The sequence below is a fragment of the Streptomyces sp. NPDC025806 genome (assembly GCF_055558275.1).
The window spans coordinates 29,027-43,857 of record NZ_JBVHMU010000020.1 but is presented as its reverse complement, the minus strand read 5'-3'; the positions used below and the strand labels follow the sequence as shown (position 1 = coordinate 43,857).

Below are 14,831 nucleotides of genomic sequence, written 5' to 3'. Positions count from 1 at the left end.
GCGGCGGCCCGGATTGACCCTTTCGGGTCGTACGGGACATCTCGCCTGATCATTTAATAGGAATCACCGGCGAGCGGCACTACGCTGCGCCCATGAGCATGCTCACTCCCCCCGGCATGGGCGGCAAGTACCGCATCACGGGGGACAAGTACCCCCGCATGCGCCGCGGCCGCTCACGCACCCGGATCGTGCTCGCCGTCGTCGCGTCCGTCGCCGCCGTCGGCCTGATCGGCTGGGGCTCCTTCCAGCTCGTCGACGTGTTCACGGGCGGCGACAAGGCGACCGCGGCCGGCGCCGGCTCCGCGCACTGCAAGACGAAGCCCAGCCCCTCCGCGACCCCCGCCCAGGCGGCCGAGAAGCTCCCGGCCCCCGGCGGCATCACGGTCAACGTGCTGAACGCGACCCCCCGCGGCGGCCTCGCCAAGAAGACCGCCGACGAGCTGAAGAAGCGCGGCTTCAAGATCGGCGAGGTGGGGAACGCGACGAAGGAGTACGACAAGAAGGTCAAGGGGCCCGGGCTGCTGCTCGGCGCGACCTCGGCGACCGACGCGGCGCTGCCCGTGCTGGGTACGCAGCTGGCCGGGGCCGAGCTCAAGGCTGACGCCCGCGACAAGCCGGCCGAGGTCGACCTGATCATCGGCGACACGTTCAAGGAGCTGTCGCCCCGGCCCGAGGCCGACAAGTCGCTGGCCGCGCTGACGCATCCGAAGCCGGCGCCCGCGAAGTCGCGCTGCTAGTTTCCGCGCAGCAAAAAGCCGCCGTCGCGTCTGCCCTGTACCGAGCAGTCGCGACGGCGGCTTTCGTGTGGTCGGCTCGCACCCCGCGGCACAGCCGCTGCGGGACACAGGCCCGTAGGAACTACTCCGCGGCGCCGTACATGCGGTCGCCCGCGTCGCCCAAGCCCGGGACGATGTAGCCGTTCTCGTTGAGCCGCTCGTCGACCGAGGCCGTCACCACGGTCACCGGCGTGCCCGCCAGCTCGCGCTCCATGATCTCGACGCCCTCGGGCGCGGCGAGCAGCACCACGGCCGTGACGTCGTCGGCGCCGCGCTTGATGAGCTCCTGGATCGCCGCGACGAGCGTGCCGCCCGTGGCGAGCATCGGGTCCAGGACGTACACCTGGCGGCCCGAGAGGTCGTCCGGCATCCGGGTCGCGTACGTGGAGGCCTGGAGGGTCTCCTCGTCGCGCACCATGCCGAGGAAGCCGACCTCGGCGGTGGGCAGCAGGCGCACCATGCCGTCGAGCATGCCGAGGCCCGCGCGCAGGATCGGCACGACCAGCGGGCGCGGGTGGGAGAGCTTCACGCCCGTCGTCCGCGACACCGGGGTGTCGATGTCGACCTGCTCGGTGCGCACGTCCCGGGTGGCCTCGTAGGCGAGCAGGGTGACCAGCTCGTCGGCCAGGCGCCGGAAGGTCGGGGAGTCGGTGCGCTGGTCGCGCAGCGTGGTGAGTTTGTGCGCCACGAGTGGGTGGTCGACGACATGGATCCGCATGTCCTCAACAGTAACCGCGCCCCGCGGCCCCGGCTCCCCCGCGCACCCGCCTCACTTGCCCCCTCCCGCGCACTGGCATCGAACGGGCCGGTGGAGGGAAAGTGGAAGGGACGCGTCGACTGGGGTGGTGGTGTCGCCGATGCCGGACCGCGAGCAAGGGACGGAGTCCGACCCGGAGTGCGCGGGCGCGGACCCGGAGCCGGAGACGGACGCCGAGCGCAGGCGGCGCCGCGCCCTGTTCCTGCGGGAACTGACGGAGGCGCGCGAACTGCGCGCCCGGGTCCAGCCGCGGCGCGCGCGGGCCGCGCGCATGCGTCAGCAGATGAGGATGCGCACGTTTCGCTGGTGACACACCGGCGAAGGGCAGGTGACGCGGCTCACACGCGACACGCCCGGCGAGGGCGCCCCGCCAACACAGCGTGCGGAAGACCTCTCTTGGAGCCGTTCTTTCTGCCACGATTCCGAGTGGCGGGGCCGGTCCCGACTCCCGCCGTCCGACGCCGGGGGGACCCCCGACCGGCACACCTGAGACCAGTGGGAGAGTCACGGTGTACTTCGCCGCACTGCTCGCGCGCACCGAAGACGGGTGGGAAGCGAGCGATACAGAGCTCGACGACGTGGAGACCCTGTCCGACCTGGCCGACCTGGCCCGCGAGGCGGCGGCCGAGGCCGGCGCCGAGGACGACACGGTTCTCGTCTTCATCGAACAGGAGGACGCGTGGTTCGGCGTCGTCCGTGTGGACGGTGAGGAGGACCCCCGGATCTACATCTCGGACGCCGCTGCCGCCGCCCGCAGCAGTTACGGAGAGATCCTGCTCACCGACGAACTGCTCGGCAAGGATCCGGACGCGGTCGAGGACGAGCTGGACGCGCTCGACCTGGACGGCACCGAGGACGGCGAACCGGAGGCCGCGGCCGACGGTGACGAGGGCGGTGACGGGGAGATCGTGCCGCCCGGCCCGCTCGGCGACCCCGCGCTCCTCGCCGACCTGGGCGTCCCCGAGAAGGACCTGCTGGGCCTCGGCGCCGGGGAGGCGCTGAACGAGATCGCCGAGGTGCTCGGCGCCGCGGAGGTGCTCGAGACGGTGCGCTGAAGGCCCGTACAGGACGGCACGGGGCCGGTCCGCGCGCCGGCCGGGATAGATTCCGGCGCGTGACCTCCCCCGCTGCCTTTTCCGACGACTCTCCCGACGGACCGCCCGACCCGGTGCGGGATCCGTGGAAGCCGGCCGTGCGGCGGGCCCTGGCCGAGGCCGGGCTCGCCGCGGCGGCCGGTGACGTGCCGGTCGGCGCCGTCGTGCTGGCGCCGGACGGCACCACCGTGCTGGCCGTCGCGCACAACGAGCGCGAGCTGACCGGCGACCCCACCGCGCACGCCGAGGTGCTGGCGATCCGCCGGGCCGCCGAGGCGTTCGGCGAGTGGCGGCTGACCGGCTGCACCCTCGTCGTCACGCTGGAGCCGTGCACGATGTGCGCGGGCGCCATCGTCCAGTCCCGTCTCGACCGGGTCGTCTACGGGGCCCGTGACGAGAAGGCCGGCGCGGCCGGTTCGCTGTGGGACGTGATCCGCGACCGGCGCCTCAACCACCGCCCCGAGGTCATCGCGGACGTGCTCGCCGAGGAGTGCGCACAGCCCCTGATCCAATTCTTCAGGGATACGGATTTCAGACCTCGGCCATCTTTGGGCTAGAGTTCCTCTCGGTAGCGTGTCCGAGCGGCCGAAGGAGCTCGCCTCGAAAGCGAGTGTGGCGCAAGTCACCGAGGGTTCAAATCCCTCCGCTACCGCTGACAACGCCCCCTCTTCCCGGGTTCTCCCAGGAAGAGGGGGCGTTCTGCATGCCGAGGGCGGAAGAAGCAGGTCGGGGGGAGCGGCATCGGGGGGACAAGCCGCTCCCCCCGGTGAGGACGATCCCCGTAGCCCACGCCGCTTTCTCGGGGGGAAGGCGCGGCGCGGACCCCGCAGTCGGGGCTCGTCCCTGCCCTTCGGATTCCTGCCAGGTCCTCCGGGCTCGTCATCCATCCTGCGCCACCGCACCCCCGCGCGAGCGCGGCAAACGGCCCGTACCGCAGGGCCGTTGGTCCTTAAAGGCCGGGTGAACAGATGTCCGGGATACACTCGCCGCCGGCGATCAGGGGCTACAGGTACAGGGGAGGCCGAGCGTGGTGCAGGCGAAAAAGGTGGGTCTGTACGTCGCGGTGGTCTTCGTCCTCTATGTGGTCATCACGGACCCCGCCAAGGCCGCGGACTACGTCCAGATAGGCTTCGAGGGCATATCCTCCGCCGCCCAGGCGGTCGGTGACTTCATGACATGGGTCGCCAACGGCGGCCAGTGAGTTCATCCACGCGTGCGTCCCGCGCGCGCGTACGGCACCGCCTGGAGCACCTGTGATCCGCCATCTGGTCCTCTTCAAGCTCAACGACGGCGTCAGCCGCGACGAACCCCGTGTGACCGAGGGCGTGAAGGCCTTCCGCGCGCTGGGCGAGCAGATCCCCGAGCTGCGCTTCTGGGAGTGCGACTGGAACATCACCGACCGCCCGATCGCCTACGACTTCGCGATCAACTCCGCGGTCGAGGACACCGACGCCCTCAAGCGCTACCTGGAGCACCCGGCCCACCAGGCGGGCGTGGCGCAGTGGCGGGAGTTCGCCACTTGGGTGATCGCCGACTACGAGTTCTGAGCCGGCCGGGCCGCCGAGCCGCGGCCTCCTCTCGCACGACCGAACGGCCCTTCACCGGGAACGGTGAGGGGCCTTTCCATGTCCGGCCCCAGGTTTAACACCCAACTCACCCTTCAACACGACGTAATGCGGTGCTTGCACACAGTGCACATGTCTTGTGATGCTATGACCGCTTTTGACCGATGAGTTGACGTAAACAGTTGACGGATAGAGGTGGGGTTGACCGTGCCGGCCAGTACTGCGCCTCAGGCGCCGCAAGCACCGACCGCGAAGACCCGCGGGGCCGACACCCGAGCGCTCACCCAGGTCCTGTTCGCCGAACTCAAGGACCTGCCGCCGGGCAGCCCCGAGCACACCCGCGTGCGCTCGGCACTCGTCGAGGCGAACCTGCCGCTCGTGCGGTACGCGGCGGCCCGCTTCCGCAGCCGCAACGAGCCGATGGAGGACGTCGTCCAGGTCGGCACGATCGGGCTCATCAACGCCATCGACCGGTTCGACCCGGACCGGGGCGTCCAGTTCCCCACCTTCGCGATGCCGACCGTCGTCGGCGAGATCAAGCGGTACTTCCGGGACAACGTACGGACCGTGCACGTGCCCCGGCGGCTGCACGAGCTGTGGGTGCAGGTCACCAGCGCCACCGAGGACCTCACCACCGCCTTCGGACGCTCCCCGACGACCGGCGAGATCGCCGAGCGGCTGCGCATCGCCGAGGACGAGGTGCTCGCCTGCATCGAGGCCGGCCGCTCGTACCACGCGACCTCGCTGGAGGCCGCGCAGGAGGGCGACGGGATGCCCGGGCTGCTCGACCGGCTCGGCTACGAGGACCCCGAACTCGACGGCGTCGAACACCGCGATCTCGTGCGGCACCTCCTCGTGCAGCTGCCGGAGCGCGAGCAGCGGATCCTTCTCCTGCGCTACTACTCGAACTTGACGCAGTCTCAGATCAGCGCCGAACTGGGCGTCTCGCAGATGCATGTGTCAAGGCTCCTCGCGCGTAGTTTTGCGCGACTTCGATCCGCAAACAGGATCGACGCATAGCTGAATCGGGTAGACCGGCTCCGCAGAGATTTCTCGACAGAAACCCCGCCAACTTCGGCCACACCCCCTGTTATCAGCGCGTTTTCGCCCTATCCATGTCGACATGTCACTACAGCGCGTTGCCGACATGTGACATTCTGCTGGAACCGCGTTTGGCGCGGCCTCCCCTCCGGTATTCAGGTGGAGGCTGCGCTCCTAAATGACGGGAGCGTCCGCCGTGACCGTCCGCGACCTCAAGGGGGTGGCATGTCCGCAGACCAGGGCAGCTCGAAGGTGCTCACGCTCGCGCCCGACGCATCCGTCGCGTCCGGTGACCTGAGCGAGTCCGCGACCGCCGCGCTGATCGACACTCCGCCCGCTCCTGCCCCGGCCGCCGTGCCGGCCCAGGCCTCGGAGAGCCCTGAGGCGTCGGGGCCCCTCGACACCCGCACCCTGTCCCGCTCCCTGTTCCTGCGGCTGGCCACCCTCGACGAGCACAGCCCTGAGCGGGGTTATGTGCGCGACACCCTCATCGAGCTGAACCTGCCGCTGGTGCGGTACGCGGCGGCCCGCTTCCGCAGCCGCAACGAGCCGATGGAGGACATCGTCCAGGTCGGCACGATCGGCCTGATCAAGGCGATCGACCGGTTCGACTGCGAGCGGGGCGTGGAGTTCCCGACCTTCGCGATGCCGACCGTCGTCGGCGAGATCAAGCGCTTCTTCCGGGACACGTCCTGGTCGGTGCGGGTGCCGCGCCGGCTCCAGGAGCTGCGGCTCGCGCTGACGAAGGCGAGCGACGAGCTCTCCCAGAAGCTGGACCGCTCGCCGACCGTCCCGGAGCTCGCCGCCGTGCTCGGCGTCTCCGAGGAGGACGTCGTCGACGGCCTGGCGGTGGGGAACGCGTACACGGCGTCCTCCCTCGACTCGCCCGCCCCCGAGGACGACGGCGGCGAGGGCTCCCTCGCCGACCGCCTCGGGTACGAGGACACGGCCCTGGAGGGCGTCGAGTACCGGGAGTCGCTCAAGCCGCTGCTGGCGAAGCTGCCCCCGCGCGAGCGCCGCATCATCATGCTCCGCTTCTTCGGGAACATGACGCAGTCCCAGATCGGCGAGGAGGTCGGCATCTCGCAGATGCACGTCTCCCGGCTGCTCACCCGCACGCTCGCCCAGCTCAGGGAAGGCCTGATCGCCGACTGACGCCGGGACCCCGCGAATCCGGGACCCCGAGCCATCGGGATTCCCGTCGCGGGGTTCCTAATTGACGGACCGTCAGACACACTGGCGCGATGGTGCGCGCATGGGTGCGAGGTCGTAGAGGGGCGGCTGTGGCGGCCGTTTCGGTCGCCGTCGTCTGCCTGGGAGGAACCGCCTCGTTCACACTCGGCGGTGACGCCCCACGGGCCGGCTACGTGGCGGTGGGCGCGGCGGGCGGCCCCGCCGACGCCTCCGGCCGCGGTGCGGCTCCCCGCGGCAAGGTCGAGCTGGTCCCCCTGGATCCACCCGGCCCGTCCGGCGCGGCCCGCGACGGGGACGGCTCTGCCGGATCGGCCTCCGAGGGCGGGGCGAGCGGCTCCGGGGACGGCGGGGCGGCTGCTCCGGGCTCCCGGGACGACGCGGGCTCGGGGAGCGGCCCGGGTGCGGGCTCGGCATCGCCCGGCTCGGACACCGCGGCGGGCGGTGGCGGCACAGGCCCCGGCTCCGGTTCCGACTCCGGTGGCGGCACGGGCACGGGTTCAGGCACGGGCACCGGTACGGGTACGGGCCCGAGCTCGCCCGGGTCCCCGACGCCGGACCCCTCGGGCGAGCCGTCCACCGGCGGTCCCGCCCTGCTCAAGCTCGTCGGCGACCCGGAACTGGGCGACACCGATCGGCGCTGGTGCCAGGACGTCACCCTCACGCTGCTCAACTCCGGTGGCAGCGCGGTGCGTTCGGGCACGGTGACCTTCGAGACGCACATCATCGGCGCGCTCGGGGTCGACTGGGCGACGATCGAGAGCACGGAGAAGCTCCCCGTGCCGATCGAGGCCGGGGAGAAGAAGGAGAAGACGTGGAAGGTGTGCGTCGACTCCTGGCGCGTACCGCTGGGCATGCACCTGGAGACGCGCGACGTCACGGTGGACGCCGGCTGAGCTCCGGGAACCGGAGCTCACACAGCGGGACCTAGCCGAGCGCCAGCCACGCCACCGCGGCGATCACCGCGACGGCGACCACGATGCCGATGATCAGGCCCGCACCGGGGCCGGACTTCGCCGGAGCCGCCTGCCGGGGCGCGCCCTGGGGCTGCTCGTCGACGAATGCGCGGAACATCTGGGTGCTGCCCGCGGGGTCGTAGTTGCCTTCGGGGCCCGGGCCCTGGGGGTTGTGTGCCATGGGGCAGGACCCTAGCGAATCGGCGCGACAGGCGCCACAGCCTGCACAGATGCCACTTGAGCTGCGGCTTTACCCCTTCACACTTCCCCTTTGCCGTGATTTTAGGCTTCCGCACCCCCATTTCGTTTGCCTGCGGCAACCAACTGCTTCTATGGTTGCCCTAAGCAACGAATAAGGTATGCGTCAGGAGGAGCAGCTGTGGCCGCACAGCGTCGTTACGACGAGCTCACGCGACAGTTCAGCGCCTTCGGCGCCGTCAAGCGGGACATGGCGCGCATCCTGCCGCACGACTGCCCGGCCGGCACCGCCGCCGTGCTCACCCTGCTCTCGCGCTACGGCGCCATGCGGATGAGCCGCATGGCCGAGCTGCTCGCCGTCGACGTGTCGGTCGCCAGCCGACACGTCGCACACGCCGCCGACCGCGGCTGGATCGAGCGGAACGCCGACCCGGCCGACAAGCGCTCGCGCATCCTCAGCCTCACCGACATGGGCTCGAAGCAGCTGGGCGTGCTCAACGAGCGCACCACGCAGCTGCTCGCCGACCGGCTGAGCGACTGGTCCGACGACGAGGTCGACCAGTTGATCACCCTCATGACCCGGCTGCGCGACAGCTTCGGCGACTGCCGGACCACGGGCTCCGCACGAGCCCACGTCCCGGTCGCCGACGCCGTCCCGGCGCAGTCCCCCACCCGTACACCCGCATAGACGTAAGAAAAGGAATCCCATGGCAACATCCACACCGGCCGGTGTGCGGGGCAGCCATGCCAAGCACGGAGGCGCCGCCCCCGACTCCGGCGCTCCGATGACGCACCGTCAGATCATGGAGGCGCTGTCCGGGCTGCTGCTCGGCATGTTCGCCGCCATCATCTCGTCGACGATCGTCTCCAACGCGCTGCCGGAGATCATCGGCGACCTGGGCGGCGGCCAGTCCGCCTACACCTGGGTCGTCACCGCCTCGCTGCTCGCGATGACCGCCACCACGCCCCTGTGGGGCAAGATGGCCGACCTCGTCAGCAAGAAGGCCCTCGTCCAGATAGCCCTCGTCGTCTACGTCGTGGGCTCCGTCATCGCCGGTCTCTCGCAGAACCCGGGGATGCTGATCAGCGCCCGCGCCATCCAGGGCATCGGCGCCGGCGGTCTGTCCGCCCTGGCGCAGATCATCATGGCCGCGATGATCTCCCCGCGTGAGCGTGGCCGTTACTCCGGCTACCTGGGCGCCACCTTCGCCGTCGCCACCGTCGGCGGTCCGCTGCTCGGCGGCGTCATCACCGACACCTCCTGGCTCGGCTGGCGCTGGTGCCTCTACGTCGGTGTGCCCTTCGCGCTGATCGCGCTGTTCGTGCTCCAGAAGACGCTGCACCTCCCCGTGGTCAAGCGGAAGGTCAAGGTCGACTGGGCCGGCGCCTTCTTCGTCACCGCGGCCGTCTGCCTGCTCCTCGTCTGGGTCACCTTCGCCGACGACAAGTACGACTGGCTGTCGTGGCAGACCTACTCGATGGTCGGCGGCGCGCTCGTGCTTGCGCTGATCTTCCTGTTCGTCGAGTCCAAGGCCAGCGAGCCGATCATCCCGCTGCGCCTGTTCAAGAACCGCACGATCACGCTGGCCTCGCTGGCCTCGCTACTCGTGGGTGTCGCGATGTTCGCCGGCACCGTGTTCTTCTCGCAGTACTTCCAGCTCGCCCGGGACAAGTCGCCGACGATGTCCGGCGTCATGACGATCCCGATGATCGCGGGTCTGTTCGTCTCCTCCACCGTGTCCGGCCAGGTCATCACCAAGACCGGCAAGTGGAAGGCGTGGCTGGTCTCCGGCGGCGTCCTGCTGACCGCGGGTCTCGGCCTGCTCGGCACGATGCGCTACGACACCCCGTACTGGCACCTCGCCATCTTCATGGCGCTGATGGGCCTCGGCGTCGGCATGATGATGCAGAACCTCGTGCTCTGCACCCAGAACCAGGTCGCCCCCCAGGACCTCGGTTCCGCCTCGTCCGTCGTGACCTTCTTCCGGTCCCTCGGTGGCGCGATCGGCGTCTCCGCACTCGGCTCGGTCATGACCACGCGGATCTCGCACTACGCCAAGGACACCATCGGCCAGCTCGACCCGCAGGCGCAGGCCGCGGCCGGCAAGGCCGCCGGTTCGGGTCAGATCCCCGACATGGACCTGCTGCCCGCCCCGGTGCGTAACTGGCTGGAGAGCGCGTACGGGCACGGCATCGCCGACATCTTCCTGTACGTCGCCCCGATCGCCGCGCTGGCGTTCGTCGTGACGCTCTTCATCAAGGAGGTTCCGCTGCGTACGTCCGGTGCCCTGGAGCAGGCCGCCCAGGGCGACTCCGCCCCGGCCCCCGCCGCCGCGGCTTCCGCCCCGGTCGCCCCGGTCGCCGAGGAGAAGGTGCCCAGCCTGGTCGCCGCCTCCTCCGCGCCCGTCGCCGACACGCAGACGCAGCAGCTCGCCGCCGTGGCCTCGGTCGCCGGTGACGCTCCGGCGCAGGCCGCCGGTGCGACGGGCGGCGGCACCCCGGTCCGCGGTTTCGTCCGCGGCGCCGAGTCCGCCCCGGTCGCCCGCGCCGCCGTCACGCTGATCTCCCTCGGCGGACGGCAGCTGGGCCGCGGGGTCGCCCAGGGCGACGGTGCCTACGCGCTCGACGCCCCCGGCGCCGGCTCGTACGTGCTGATCGCCTCGGCCGACGGCTACCAGCCGCAGGCCTCCACGGTGGTCGTCGGCGAGGAGCCGGTCACGTACGACATCCTCCTCAGCGGCACCAGCGGTCTCAGCGGTGTCGTGAAGGCGGCCGAGACCAAGGCCCCGGTCACCGGCGCCATGGTCATCGTCACGGACGTGCGCGGTGACGTGCTCGCCACCGGGCTCTCCGGCCAGGAGGGCGAGTTCACCTTCGCCGAGCTGGTGCCCGGCACGGTGACCGTCGCGGTGAACGCCGCGGGCCACCGCCCGACGGCGCTGCCCGTCGAGGTCGGCGGCACGGGTGTCACCCGGGTCGAGATCGAGCTGAACTCCGGCTCGCAGGTGCAGGGCACCGTGCGCGCCGCGGGCCGGACGCTGAACGACGCCCGGGTCACGCTGATCGACGCCGCGGGCAACGTGGTCGCGACGTCGACCACCGGTGAGGACGGCGCGTACGCCTTCACCGACCTGGACGGCGGCGACTACACGGTCATCGCGACCGGGTACCCGCCGGTGGCCACGCACCTCTCGGTGCAGGGCAGTGGCGTCGACGGCCACGACATCGAACTCGCCCACCCCGGCGAGTAGTCGAGTAGACCCCGGGCCACCTGAAGGTCGGCGCGCGCTTCGAGCGGAGACGCGCGCCGCACCGGCCCGGATGTGGGAAAGGGGCCCCGGACGGTGTGGCGTCGTTGAACGGCAGGGGACGGCCGGAGACGCCAGGTCCGGGGCCCTTTCCCGTGCGGGAGACGACCGACTCCCGCACGGAGGCGAGAACGTGAGCTTGAGCTAGGAGATGTGAACGATGGGACTCAGTGCGCGGATCCGTACGCGGGACGGGTGGGCTCTGCCGCACGCCGTCGTCACGGTGACCGACATGACCGGTGCGCAGGTGCTGCGGGCCGAGGCCGACGACGAGGGCGCCGTGCACGACGCGAGCCCGCTGACGCCCGGCCCGTACACCGTGATCGTCACCGCCGTGGGGTACGCGCCGGCCGCCTCCACCGCGCTGGTGACGGCCACGGGGCGGGCCGAGGTCGGCACCGTCGTCCTGGCCCGGCAGGGCGGTGCCGAGCTGCCGCCGCCCGGCCCGTGGACCGTCGACCCGGCGCACTCCACGGTCGCGGCGACCGCGCAGCATCTCGGGATCACGTCCGTGCACGGGCGGTTCACGGACTTCGGCGCGCGGGTCGAGATCGCGCAGGACGTCGAGAAGTCGCGGGTCGAGGCCGTCATCAAGGCCGCGTCCATCGACACGGGCAACGGCATGCGGGACGGTCACCTGAAGTCGCCCGACTTCCTGGACGTCGAGACGTACCCGGAGATCACGTACCGCTCGACCGGTCTTGAGCCCGCGGGCACCGACCGCTGGACCGTGCACGGCGAGCTGACCATGCGCGGGGTCTCCCGGCCGGTCGACCTGGAACTGAGCTATCTCGGCACCGGGGCGGACCCGTGGGGCGGCACCCGTGCCGCGTTCAAGGCGACGGCCGAGCTGAAGCGGGAGGACTTCGCGATGAACTACAACCAGGTCGTGCAGGCCGGCATCGCGGCGATCGGCGCGACCCTCAAGGTCGAACTCGACATCCAGGCCGTCCAGGGCGACACCCTCCCCGCCGCCTGACCCCGGCGGCCCTACGGTGGGCCGCATGGCTTCGAACATCGCGACCAACGACCGGGTCGGCCTCGACGAGCTGCTCGACTTCGTGCGACCCCGGCACCGCGCCCTCCTCATCACCGCCCGCGCCGACGGCACCCCGCAGGCCTCCCCGCTGACCTGCGGGGTCGACGACTCGGGGCGGATCGTCGTCTCCACCTACCCCGAGCGGGCCAAGACCCGTAACGCGAAGCGGAATCCGCGCGTGAGCGTCGTCGTGCTGAGCGACGACTGGAACGGGCCCTGGGTGCAGATCGACGGCACGGCGGAAGTGATCGACGCGCCCGAGTCCGTGGAGCCGCTCGTGGAGTACTTCCGGAACATCTCGGGCGAGCACCCGGACTGGGACGAGTACCGGGCCGCCATGGTGAAGCAGGGGAAGTCCCTGATCCGGGTCACGCCGGAGCGCTGGGGCCCGGTGGCCACCGGCGGCTTCCCGGCACGGCTCGCCGCGCAGGACACGCCTTAGACGGGGCCGCTCTAGGGCTCCCGGGCGACCAGGGCCTCGATGCCGGCGATCTGGAGGTCGAGGGCGACCTCGAAGTCGCCGTCGAGGACCTGGTCCACGGAGCCGCCCTCGGGGCCCTGCTCCATCAACTGCTCGGCGTGCCGCACCGCCTCGGCCATCTCCGCCGGCGCCGAGAACCCGGCCATGGCCTTCGTGTAGTACTCGTCCTGGGTCATGCCCACCTCCACGCAGCGCTGCCGGAAGTGGCCCTCGATCGTCCCGTACCCGTAGACGAACTGGAAGACGGACGCGATCGCGCCGCGCTGCCGGGTCAGGGACAGGCCGGTGCGGGCGACGATGCGCTGCACGGCGAACGAGAACTTCAGCGCGTTCGGGCCGATGTTGAGGAAGTTGCCGGCCAGCGGAGAGATCCACGGGTGCCGCACGATCAGCGACCGGTAGGTGGTCGCCAGGTCGCGCAGCCACTCCCGCCAGTCGTCGTCCTCCCCGGGCCCGTCCTCGGCGACCCCGAGCTCGCCGAACACCCGGTCCAGGGCCAGTTCCAGCAGCTCGTCCTTGGTGTCGACGTACCAGTACACGGACATCGCGGTGACCCCGAGCTCGCCCGCCAGGCGCCGCATGGAGAACTTGGCGAGCCCCTCGGCGTCGAGCAGCCGCACCGTGGCCTCGGTGATCCGCTCCCGGTCCAGCCCGCTCGGCTGCTCGGTGCGCCGGCCGCGCGGCGCCTTGGACGGATCCGTCTCCTCCAGCCAGACGCTCATCCGCGCTGCCTTCGCCATCGGGGCACCTTCTCCAAGTTCGTCGGGGGCGGACGGACGGGCGGAACCATCGGGTCCGGTCCGCCCGTCCACCGATGCTATGCGGAAGCCGGCACCGCTGATTCTGCCCGCTCCGCCCGCCGCAGCAACGCCGCGGCGAGCAGCCCGCCGACCAGCACGGCCACGGCCCCGACCAGCTGGCTGGTCTCCAGACCGGAGGAGAACGCGTCCGCGATCCGGGCCTTCTCCGGCGCCGAGTCCGCGGCCGCGAGCGCCGCCGGGAGCGAGGCGGCGGCGACGGGGACGAGCGCCGCGAAGCGCGCGTTGAGGACCGCGCCGAGGACCGCGACCCCCAGGCCGTTGCCGAACTCGGCCAGTGTGCCGTTGACCCCCGCGCCGACGCCCGCCTTCTCCGGCGGGATCGCGCTCATGATCGCGTTGGCCATCGCGGGCATGGCGAGCGCGATGCCCGCGCCCATGATGATCAGCCCCGCCAGCATCCCGCCGTACGCGTCGCCGCCGAGCAGCGCGATCGCCGCGAGGCCCGCCGCCAGGCAGGTCATGCCCGCCGCGATGGTCAGCGGCGTGCCCAGCCTGGGCAGCAGCCTGGCGCCCAGGCCCGTGAGGTTGAGCGCGACGACGGTGAGGGCGAGCGGGGCGGTGCGCAGCCCGGCCTCCAGGGGCCCGTACCCGAGCACGAACTGGAGGTGCTGGGTGAGCAGGAAGAGCGAGCCGCCCATGCCGAACGCGACGAGGATCGCGCCGGCCACCGCACCCGTGAACTTCTGGTTCCGGAAGAAGTGCATGTCCAGCATCGGGTACGGGATGCGCAGCTCCCACAGCACGAACGCGGCCATGACGACGAGCCCGATCGCGGCCGAGGCCAGCGTGGGACCGGCCGTCCAGCCCTTGTCGGGGCCCGAGATGATCGCGTAGACGATCCCGGTCATGCCGACCGTGGACAGGAGCGCGCCGAGCAGGTCGGGGCGGTCGCCGCGCGGGTTCTTGGACTCGGGGACGAGCGCGAGCACGGCGATCAGGCCGATGGCCGCGACCGGGATGTTGATGAGGAAGATCGCGCCCCACCAGAAGTGGTCGAGCATCACGCCGCCGAGCAGCGGGCCGACGGCGAAGCCCAGCGAGTTCACGGTCGCCCACAGGCCGATCGCCTTGACCCGCTCGGCGTCGTCGAAGATCTGCACGACGACGGCCAGGGTCGTGGTCATCAGCAGCGCGCCGCCGACGCCCATGCCGGCCCGCGCCGCGATCAGCTGGCCGGTCGAGCCCGCGAGACCCGCGACCAGCGAACCGACGCCGAACAGGACGAGTCCCGCCGCGAGCATCTTCTTGCGGCCGTAGCGGTCGGCGCTGGAGCCCGCGGTGAGCAGCAGACCCGACTGGACGAGCGAGTAGGCGCTGATCACCCACTGGATGTCGGCCGTCGACGCGTCCAGCTCCCGGGTGAGGGAGGGGATCGCGACGTTCAGCACGGTGTTGTCGAGCAGCACGGTCAGCTGGGCGAGGCAGATGACCCCGAGGATCAGCCAGCGCTGGGGGTGGCCGCCGCCGGCCGGGGGCGCCGTCTGCTCGGGCTGCTCCGGGCTGTCGTGGTTCTCGGCGGTGGTCGCCGTCATACGGCCTCCTGTCGGTGTCGGTCCCGGGCCTCTCCGCACCCGTCTCCCATACACCGTAAGGGATTGCTCGTA

17 protein-coding genes and 1 tRNA gene are annotated in these 14,831 nt (G+C 71.2%); 14 read left to right on the top strand and 4 right to left on the bottom strand.

The genetic code is table 11. The features are described 5' to 3' along the window. The first annotated feature begins 92 nt into the window (after window positions 1–92). The gene (locus ACZ4E1_RS33635; RefSeq protein ID WP_467546669.1) at window positions 93–737 is read left to right on the top strand and encodes a LytR C-terminal domain-containing protein; all 645 of its coding nucleotides are present in this window, start codon (window positions 93–95) and stop codon (window positions 735–737) included. Window positions 738–858: 121 nt separating this feature from the next. On the opposite strand, the gene upp is transcribed toward ACZ4E1_RS33635, so the two are convergent. After that, window positions 859–1,494: a uracil phosphoribosyltransferase gene (gene upp / locus ACZ4E1_RS33630; RefSeq protein ID WP_188337849.1), complete on the bottom strand. Its 636-nt coding sequence runs from the start codon at window positions 1,492–1,494 to the stop codon at window positions 859–861. Window positions 1,495–1,633: 139 nt separating this feature from the next. Here upp and ACZ4E1_RS33625 point away from each other — a divergent pair, with 139 nt between their 5' ends. From ACZ4E1_RS33625 to ACZ4E1_RS33585, 9 genes are all read left to right on the top strand, one after another. Further along, entirely contained in the window at window positions 1,634–1,843 is a 210-nt protein-coding gene (locus ACZ4E1_RS33625; protein ID WP_467546667.1) for a hypothetical protein, read from the top strand. A 199-nt stretch (window positions 1,844–2,042) separates the two neighbouring features. Beyond that, window positions 2,043–2,588: a tRNA adenosine deaminase-associated protein gene (locus ACZ4E1_RS33620; RefSeq protein ID WP_467546665.1), complete on the top strand. Its 546-nt coding sequence runs from the start codon at window positions 2,043–2,045 to the stop codon at window positions 2,586–2,588. A gap of 59 nt (window positions 2,589–2,647) precedes the next feature. Further along, window positions 2,648–3,184: a tRNA adenosine(34) deaminase TadA gene (gene tadA, locus ACZ4E1_RS33615; protein WP_467546663.1), complete on the top strand. Its 537-nt coding sequence runs from the start codon at window positions 2,648–2,650 to the stop codon at window positions 3,182–3,184. Between the two features lie 10 nt (window positions 3,185–3,194). Then, window positions 3,195–3,279 (top strand) — tRNA-Ser (locus ACZ4E1_RS33610). A gap of 375 nt (window positions 3,280–3,654) precedes the next feature. Then, the gene (locus ACZ4E1_RS33605) at window positions 3,655–3,828 is read left to right on the top strand and encodes a hypothetical protein (RefSeq protein ID WP_188337853.1); all 174 of its coding nucleotides are present in this window, start codon (window positions 3,655–3,657) and stop codon (window positions 3,826–3,828) included. A 52-nt stretch (window positions 3,829–3,880) separates the two neighbouring features. Then, a complete protein-coding gene (locus ACZ4E1_RS33600) occupies window positions 3,881–4,174 on the top strand; it encodes a Dabb family protein (protein ID WP_467546661.1) in 294 nt (97 codons plus the stop codon). Between the two features lie 213 nt (window positions 4,175–4,387). Beyond that, window positions 4,388–5,212: an RNA polymerase sigma factor SigF gene (locus ACZ4E1_RS33595; RefSeq protein ID WP_399124304.1), complete on the top strand. Its 825-nt coding sequence runs from the start codon at window positions 4,388–4,390 to the stop codon at window positions 5,210–5,212. Between the two features lie 246 nt (window positions 5,213–5,458). Continuing rightward, window positions 5,459–6,388, top strand: a complete 930-nt coding sequence (locus ACZ4E1_RS33590) for an RNA polymerase sigma factor SigF (RefSeq protein ID WP_467546659.1) — start codon at window positions 5,459–5,461, stop codon at window positions 6,386–6,388. Between the two features lie 128 nt (window positions 6,389–6,516). Continuing rightward, a complete protein-coding gene (locus tag ACZ4E1_RS33585; RefSeq protein WP_467546657.1) occupies window positions 6,517–7,320 on the top strand; it encodes a hypothetical protein in 804 nt (267 codons plus the stop codon). A 31-nt stretch (window positions 7,321–7,351) separates the two neighbouring features. On the opposite strand, the gene ACZ4E1_RS33580 is transcribed toward ACZ4E1_RS33585, so the two are convergent. Further along, window positions 7,352–7,561 (bottom strand): hypothetical protein, encoded by a 210-nt coding sequence (locus ACZ4E1_RS33580; RefSeq protein WP_399124307.1) that lies wholly within the window; start codon window positions 7,559–7,561, stop codon window positions 7,352–7,354. 198 nt (window positions 7,562–7,759) lie between these two features. On the opposite strand from ACZ4E1_RS33580, the gene ACZ4E1_RS33575 reads away from it, so the two are divergent. The 4 genes from ACZ4E1_RS33575 (at window position 7,760) to ACZ4E1_RS33560 (ending at window position 12,367) form a co-directional block, all read left to right on the top strand. Beyond that, on the top strand, window positions 7,760–8,266 hold the full coding sequence (locus tag ACZ4E1_RS33575) for a MarR family winged helix-turn-helix transcriptional regulator (protein ID WP_467546654.1): 507 nt from the start codon (window positions 7,760–7,762) through the stop codon (window positions 8,264–8,266). Window positions 8,267–8,363: 97 nt separating this feature from the next. Beyond that, the gene (locus ACZ4E1_RS33570; RefSeq protein ID WP_467546788.1) at window positions 8,364–10,829 is read left to right on the top strand and encodes an MFS transporter; all 2,466 of its coding nucleotides are present in this window, start codon (window positions 8,364–8,366) and stop codon (window positions 10,827–10,829) included. 217 nt (window positions 10,830–11,046) lie between these two features. Continuing rightward, on the top strand, window positions 11,047–11,865 hold the full coding sequence (locus ACZ4E1_RS33565; RefSeq protein WP_467546652.1) for a YceI family protein: 819 nt from the start codon (window positions 11,047–11,049) through the stop codon (window positions 11,863–11,865). A gap of 25 nt (window positions 11,866–11,890) precedes the next feature. Further along, window positions 11,891–12,367 carry a PPOX class F420-dependent oxidoreductase gene (locus tag ACZ4E1_RS33560; RefSeq protein ID WP_467546650.1) on the top strand — a complete coding sequence of 159 codons (477 nt, stop codon included), beginning with the start codon at window positions 11,891–11,893 and terminating at the stop codon, window positions 12,365–12,367. An 11-nt stretch (window positions 12,368–12,378) separates the two neighbouring features. Here ACZ4E1_RS33560 and ACZ4E1_RS33555 read toward each other — a convergent pair whose 3' ends face one another. Together ACZ4E1_RS33555 and ACZ4E1_RS33550 are read right to left on the bottom strand one after the other, a co-directional pair. Then, window positions 12,379–13,146 carry a TetR/AcrR family transcriptional regulator gene (locus ACZ4E1_RS33555; RefSeq protein WP_467546648.1) on the bottom strand — a complete coding sequence of 256 codons (768 nt, stop codon included), beginning with the start codon at window positions 13,144–13,146 and terminating at the stop codon, window positions 12,379–12,381. Window positions 13,147–13,223: 77 nt separating this feature from the next. Continuing rightward, window positions 13,224–14,759, bottom strand: coding sequence for an MFS transporter (locus ACZ4E1_RS33550; protein WP_467546646.1), 1,536 nt, complete (start codon window positions 14,757–14,759; stop codon window positions 13,224–13,226). Window positions 14,760–14,831: the final 72 nt, after the last annotated feature.

Excerpts from the sequence above, each read along its gene's own strand:
- ACZ4E1_RS33625 (WP_467546667.1), top strand. The coding sequence starts at position 1,634 with ATGCCGGACCGCGAGCAAGGGACGGAGTCCGACCCGGAGTGCGCGGGC.
- ACZ4E1_RS33550 (WP_467546646.1), bottom strand. The coding sequence starts at position 14,759 with ATGACGGCGACCACCGCCGAGAACCACGACAGCCCGGAGCAGCCCGAG.
- ACZ4E1_RS33635 (WP_467546669.1), top strand. The coding sequence starts at position 93 with ATGAGCATGCTCACTCCCCCCGGCATGGGCGGCAAGTACCGCATCACG.
- ACZ4E1_RS33560 (WP_467546650.1), top strand. The coding sequence starts at position 11,891 with ATGGCTTCGAACATCGCGACCAACGACCGGGTCGGCCTCGACGAGCTG.
- ACZ4E1_RS33565 (WP_467546652.1), top strand. The coding sequence starts at position 11,047 with ATGGGACTCAGTGCGCGGATCCGTACGCGGGACGGGTGGGCTCTGCCG.
- ACZ4E1_RS33590 (WP_467546659.1), top strand. The coding sequence starts at position 5,459 with ATGTCCGCAGACCAGGGCAGCTCGAAGGTGCTCACGCTCGCGCCCGAC.
- ACZ4E1_RS33570 (WP_467546788.1), top strand. The coding sequence starts at position 8,364 with ATGACGCACCGTCAGATCATGGAGGCGCTGTCCGGGCTGCTGCTCGGC.
- ACZ4E1_RS33580 (WP_399124307.1), bottom strand. The coding sequence starts at position 7,561 with ATGGCACACAACCCCCAGGGCCCGGGCCCCGAAGGCAACTACGACCCC.
- upp (WP_188337849.1), bottom strand. The coding sequence starts at position 1,494 with ATGCGGATCCATGTCGTCGACCACCCACTCGTGGCGCACAAACTCACC.
- ACZ4E1_RS33555 (WP_467546648.1), bottom strand. The coding sequence starts at position 13,146 with ATGGCGAAGGCAGCGCGGATGAGCGTCTGGCTGGAGGAGACGGATCCG.